Source organism: Streptosporangium sp. NPDC087985 (assembly GCF_044741965.1).
Classification (GTDB): Bacteria; Actinomycetota; Actinomycetes; order Streptosporangiales; family Streptosporangiaceae; genus Streptosporangium.
In genome coordinates this window covers 1-1214 of the sequence record NZ_JBIUTQ010000068.1, presented here as the reverse complement: position 1 = coordinate 1214, position 1214 = coordinate 1, and the positions used below count along the sequence as shown (strand labels likewise).

The following is a 1214-nucleotide window of genomic DNA, read 5'->3' as shown; positions in this document are numbered from 1 at the left end:
GGTGGCGGTGCCCACATCGGTGCTCTTCATGGTGACCACGCAGTTGGAGCCGGTGGAGGTGTTGTAGAGCTGGTAGACGGTTCCGCCGCTGAAGGGAGCCGACCGCTGCACGTAGTAGCCCGAGCCGCAGACCTGCTGCGGGCTGTAGAGGTTGGGGCGCGAGGCCGGAGGGGCCGGCGAGGACGGCTGCGGTGTCGGCGTGGGCTTGACGGTCACCGCCGAGGGGGGCGTCGGGGCCACCGTCGGTCTGGCGGTGGCCGTCGGGACCGCTGTCGGCGTCGGGGCCGGGAGCGTCGGCGGCCTGCTCGGTACCGGGGCGGGGGGCACGGTCGGCGTCGGGATCGGGGTCGGCTTGACCGCCGCCGGTGGGGTCGGTGCCGGGGTGGCGGGCACAGTCGGGGTCGGCTTGGACGGCGCGTCGGTGGTGGCCGCGGCCGTGGGCGCCCGAGTGGGGCCGGGCACCGGGGGGGCGATGCTCGCCGGGATCGGCGGCGGGGCGACGAGCGAGCTCAGTGACGGGACCGGGACCGTCGGGGTCTCCGTGGTCAGCTGCAGCGGCCCGACATCCGGGACCCGCGGATCGGCGGTGGCGCCCCAGGGTACGGTCACCTTGTCCACCGGGTCGTTCCCGATGCCCTGCCCGCCCCCGTTTCCGCCCCCGTCCCCCGGGGGCGCGTCCTGGGACTGGCCGACCAGCCCGAGCGACGCGTGGGGGGCCATCCCGTTGGCCGCCGCCCGCTCGGTGGTGCCGAGGGAGCCGTAGCTTCCGGCGGCCCACACCCCGAGCCCGGACAGCAGGGCGACCACGCCGACGCAGGCGGCCAGCACGAGGGTGAGGCCGCCGCCCTTCTTCGGTCGCTCGCGGAGCTGAGCCGGCCCCTGCAGTACGGACGGTGTCTGCGCCGGGGGAGCCGCGTCCTGCGGGAGCGGCGGCGCGCCCCAGCCGGACGGCGCGGCCGTCTGGGGAGGGACGGGGGCAGGATGCCGCGGTACGTCCGGGAGCGCGTGGTCCCCGGTGATCATGATCGCCGACTCCTCGCCGAGGAGGCGGAGCATGGCGGTTTTGGTGTCGGGTCGTCCGTGCGGTCGCTTGTCGAGGCAGGCGGCGAGGAGAGCGGTCAGCTCCGGAGGGATTCCGGTGAGGTTGGCGGGGCCTTCGATGACGTGGGCGGGTTGGCCTTCGAAGGGGGGCTGTCCGGTCGCGGCGTAGGCGA

The 1214-nt window shown here is 75.7% G+C and carries 1 pseudogene; it reads right to left on the bottom strand.

From position 1 onward, the window contains the following. Positions 1–1214, bottom strand: a pseudogene (locus ACIN94_RS32825) (serine/threonine protein kinase); the annotation flags it as partial.